This is a genomic window from Veillonella dispar, assembly GCF_937975875.1.
Lineage (GTDB): Bacteria > Bacillota > Negativicutes > Veillonellales > Veillonellaceae > Veillonella > Veillonella dispar_B.
This window is the reverse complement of record NZ_CALJSP010000100.1, coordinates 1-4,374: the sequence shown is the minus strand read 5'-3', so window position 1 is coordinate 4,374 and position 4,374 is coordinate 1. Positions and strand designations below refer to the sequence as shown.

Sequence of the window (4,374 nt, the reverse complement as noted above, 5' to 3'; positions counted from 1 at the left end):
GATAGAGACATGTATATAGAGTCATGACGAATCATGAGCAAAGAAATCATGCCAATACCAACATATAATAAGCCAAATACACTAAATGAAACACTAGCTAAAGAGTATTTGTTTTCACCAAATGTACATAACATATAATTGGCTGATAAACTCAATACTAATATAGCTATTGCTAGAATATACTGATGACATGCAAAGGCAATCATCAATAATAAAATACTAATATAGCCCCATAAAATGGACATACGCACATGTTTAGCTTTACCTAGTAAAACAAACTCACGCCAACCCAATAGAGCTAATAATGTAATAAGAATATCATATACAGGTCCGCCTAATGTAATGGCCCCTAAGGCAATAATAAAACCTATAACAGCGGTAATAACACGTGTTTTTAACATTTTTTATTCCTCATCACGTAAGCCACCAAACCGGCGTTCTCGTTTTTGATATGCTGCAACAGCCTCTAATAATGTTTCCTTAGTGAAATCTGGCCAATGTAAATCAGTAAACCAGAATTCAGCGTAAGCTAGCTGCCACAATAAAAAGTTACTAATTCTAAAATCACTACTTGGACGAATTAACAAGTCTACATCGCTAAACTCTTTAGTGAAAAGTTGGGAACTAACATAGTCTTCTGTAATCTCGTCTGTAGTAATAGTTCCATCCACAACAGAATTTGTAATATCGCGGATAGTTCTTACTATTTCATCACGCCCCCCATAGTTTATTGCTAACTGTAAGGTAAGGCCTGTATTATTCTGAGTTAATAATTCGGCATCGCGAATAATCTTTTGAAGCTCATCTGAAAGAGCACCGATATATCCAATAAAGCGAATACGCACATTATGTTCATGCATATACTTAACATTATTATTTAAGTATTCTTTTATGAGAGCCATAAGTAAAGAAACTTCCTGTTCAGGACGCTTCCAGTTCTCTGTGGAGAAGCCATATACCGTAAGAGCTCTAATTCCAATCTCATCTGCAGCAATAACAATCTGCTTTAATACGTCGGCCCCTGCGCGGTGTCCCATTGATCGTGGCATGCCTCTTCGTTTTGCCCAACGACCATTGCCATCCATAATAATAGCAACATGTTTTGGTATCACATTACTATCAATAACAGGCGTATCAGATGGTTTACGGTTAAATAATTTCTTTAGCATAGTCTACCTCGATAGAATTTCCGAAGTCGCTGGCAATCATTGGTCTATACACTAGTATATGTAAACACTCATCAACCTTGGTAATACGTGCTACATAAAATCCTTTATCAGCAATATCAAAAAAGCGATTAAAGGATCCCCCAATCATTACCTTAAAAGGAATATGGGCAGCCTGCAAACGAGACTTTGCAAGCTGCCATGGCATTCCAATAAGGCTATTAGAATCTAACATTATACTTCTAATACATCCTTTTCTTTTACTGCTTTTAACTCATCAATCTGCTTAATTTTAGCATCTGTAAGTTTTTGAATTTGATCTAAACCGTCTTTAGCATCATCTTCAGTAATTGTTTTAGCTTTCTCTTCTTTTTTCAATGCATCATTTACATCACGACGAATATTTCGTACTGCAACTTTAGCATCTTCAGCTTTTTTATGAACAACTTTAACGATTTCTTTACGACGTTCCTCAGTCAATTGAGGAATAGTCAATCGGATTTGAGCACCATCATTACCTGGATTTAAACCAAGATCAGATTGTAAGATTGCTTTTTCAATAGCACCAATCATAGTTTTATCCCAAGGTGCAATAACAATCATACGCGGCTCAGGCACGGAGATATTTGCAACTTGGTTAATTGGAGATGGGCTACCATAATAGTCAACCATTACTTTGTCAAGCAATGCTACACTAGCACGGCCTGTACGAATAGATGCAAATTCATGTTTTAAAGCCTCAATAGACTTATTCATGCGTTCTTCTGCTTGTTGCAACAATTCTTTAATTTCCATTTGAATTATTCTCCTCGAACTATGGTACCAATCTCTTCACCTTTAGCGGCTTTTGTAATATTACCAGGAATGTCCATGCTAAATACAATAATAGGGATATTATTATCTTTACATAAAGTTGTGGATGTTGCATCCATAACCTTTAATTCTTTTGTGATGATATCATTATATGTTAATTCATCAAATTTAACGGCATTAGGATTCGTTTTAGGATCAGAATCATATACACCGTCAGCAAACTTCTTCGCCATCAAAATTGCATCTGCTTCAATTTCAGCAGCGCGCAATGCAGCTGTTGTGTCTGTAGAGAAGTATGGTTTACCAAGACCTGCACCGAAGATAACGATACGTTTTTTCTCTAAGTGACGAATTGCACGACGACGAATATAAGGTTCTGCAATTTCTTGCATTTCGATAGCAGTTTGAACACGAGTGTCTACGCCTGCTTGTTCTAATGCATCTTGCAATGCTAAGGAGTTCATTACTGTTGCTAGCATACCCATATAGTCAGCTGTAGCACGATCCATACCTTGGTTACTACCAGCTAACCCTCTCCACAAGTTACCGCCACCAACAACAATTGCGATTTCTAAATCAGTGGATTTTGCTAAAGCAGCAATTTCTTTTGCAAATTCTTCAACAACATCAGGGTTAATACCAAAACCTTGTTCACCCGCTAATGCTTCACCACTCAACTTCAAAACAATACGTCTAAAGTTTCTCTTTGCCATGTGTTTACTCCTCTATTGCAAAATAAGAGAACACTGTACGGTGTTCTCTTATTATTTCTTAATTATTTACCAACAGATGCCATTACTTCAGCTACGAAGTCATCTTGGCGTTTTTCAATGCCTTCGCCCAAACCGTAGCGAACAAAACGACGTACGTTGATGTTTTCACCGATTTTTGCAATATTTTCATTAATGATGTCTGTAACAGTTTTGTCGCCATCTTTAATGAATACTTGTTCTAATAGGCAGTTTTCTTTATAGAATTTTTCAATACGACCAGCAACCATTTTTTCCAAAACAGCTTCAGGTTTTGGTTTACGGCCAGCTTTAACGTCTTCTTCAGCTTCTACTTTAGCTTGTTCCAACAATACTTGTTTTTCGTGTTCGATTACTTCAGCAGGAACTTCTTCACGGTTCAAGTATGTAGGGTTTACAGCTGCGATTTGCATAGCGATATCGCGTGCCAAGTTTTGGAAATCATCAGTTTTAGCAACGAAGTCAGTTTCGCAGTTAACTTCTACCAATACACCGATACGACCACCAGCGTGGATGTAAGATTGTACTACACCTTCAGCTGCAATACGACCAGCTTTTTTAGCTGCAGCAGCCAAACCTTTTTCACGAAGAAGGTCAACCGCTTTTTCAATATTACCGTCAGTTTCAACCAATGCTTTTTTAGCGTCCATCATACCTGCGCCAGTCATGTCGCGCAATTCTTTTACCAAAGCAGCAGTAATTGCCATTATTTTGTTCCTCCTAGTACTAATTAAGGTAAGGATATAGTCCTTACCCTAATTATATATGTTATAGATTTATCTTTCAAATGCTAATCAGAAATGATTAAGTAGCTTAACAGAATTATTCTGCAGCTTCAGCACCGTCTAAAGATTCGCCTTGACGACCTTCAAGAACAGCGTCTGCCATTTTACCAGCCAACAATTTTACAGCGCGGATAGCGTCATCATTTGCTGGGATTGGGAATTCTACTTCATCAGGATCGCAGTTAGTGTCAACTGTTGCAACAACTGGAATACCCAATTTTTTAGCTTCTGCAATAGCGATTTTTTCTTTTTTAGGATCAACTACGAAAAGAGCACCTGGCATTTTAGGCATATCTTTGATACCGCCAAGATATTTTTCCAATTTTTCCATTTCATGACGAAGACCGATAACTTCTTTTTTAGGCAATACTTCGAAAGTACCATCTTCTGCCATAGCTTCCAATTGTTTTAAACGTTTAATACGAGTTTCAATTGTTTTGAAGTTAGTCAACATACCGCCCAACCAACGTTCGTTAACGAAGAACATGTTAGCACGGATAGCTTCTTCTTTAATAGCTTCTTGAGCTTGTTTTTTAGTACCTACGAACAAGATTACTTCGCCTTGGGAAGCAACTTCACGCAAGAAATTGTAAGCTTCTTCTACTTTTTTAACTGTTTTGGACAAGTCAATGATATAAATACCATTGCGTTCAGTGAAGATGAATTTCGCCATTTTAGGGTTCCATCTTCTAGTCTGATGACCAAAGTGTACACCAGCCTCTAATAATTGTTTCATTGATACTACTGCCATTGTGGCACCTCCTGTTAATTAACCTCCGCCGCTTCATCCTTCGGGTCACCCAAAATTAGGCACAGTACCGAAGTCCACTGACGTGCATATTTTTCATACCTAATAATTCT

The 4,374-nt window shown here is 37.5% G+C and carries 7 protein-coding genes; all 7 read right to left on the bottom strand.

What is annotated here, in order from left to right:
• Nucleotides 1-401: phosphatidate cytidylyltransferase (locus Q7P05_RS04700; RefSeq protein WP_303930789.1), on the bottom strand; the 401-nt coding region annotated here is incomplete at its 3' end.
• A 3-nt stretch (nt 402-404) separates the two neighbouring features.
• Nucleotides 405-1,169: an isoprenyl transferase gene (locus Q7P05_RS04695; protein WP_119206411.1), complete on the bottom strand. Its 765-nt coding sequence runs from the start codon at nt 1,167-1,169 to the stop codon at nt 405-407.
• Nucleotides 1,150-1,401 (bottom strand): hypothetical protein, encoded by a 252-nt coding sequence (locus Q7P05_RS04690; RefSeq protein WP_005386730.1) that lies wholly within the window; start codon nt 1,399-1,401, stop codon nt 1,150-1,152. Before Q7P05_RS04690 ends, Q7P05_RS04695 begins: the two co-directional genes overlap by 20 nt.
• On the bottom strand, nt 1,401-1,961 hold the full coding sequence (frr, locus tag Q7P05_RS04685; protein WP_005386731.1) for a ribosome recycling factor: 561 nt from the start codon (nt 1,959-1,961) through the stop codon (nt 1,401-1,403). The genes Q7P05_RS04690 and frr overlap by 1 nt, the downstream gene beginning before the upstream one ends.
• Nucleotides 1,962-1,966: 5 nt before the next feature.
• Complete coding sequence (gene pyrH, locus Q7P05_RS04680) at nt 1,967-2,692, bottom strand: UMP kinase (protein ID WP_024066541.1); 726 nt, start codon at nt 2,690-2,692, stop codon at nt 1,967-1,969.
• A 62-nt stretch (nt 2,693-2,754) separates the two neighbouring features.
• Nucleotides 2,755-3,435 carry a translation elongation factor Ts gene (gene tsf / locus Q7P05_RS04675; protein WP_105089146.1) on the bottom strand — a complete coding sequence of 227 codons (681 nt, stop codon included), beginning with the start codon at nt 3,433-3,435 and terminating at the stop codon, nt 2,755-2,757.
• A gap of 115 nt (nt 3,436-3,550) precedes the next feature.
• Nucleotides 3,551-4,264, bottom strand: a complete 714-nt coding sequence (rpsB, locus tag Q7P05_RS04670) for a 30S ribosomal protein S2 (RefSeq protein ID WP_005386735.1) — start codon at nt 4,262-4,264, stop codon at nt 3,551-3,553.
• Nucleotides 4,265-4,374 lie beyond the last annotated feature (110 nt).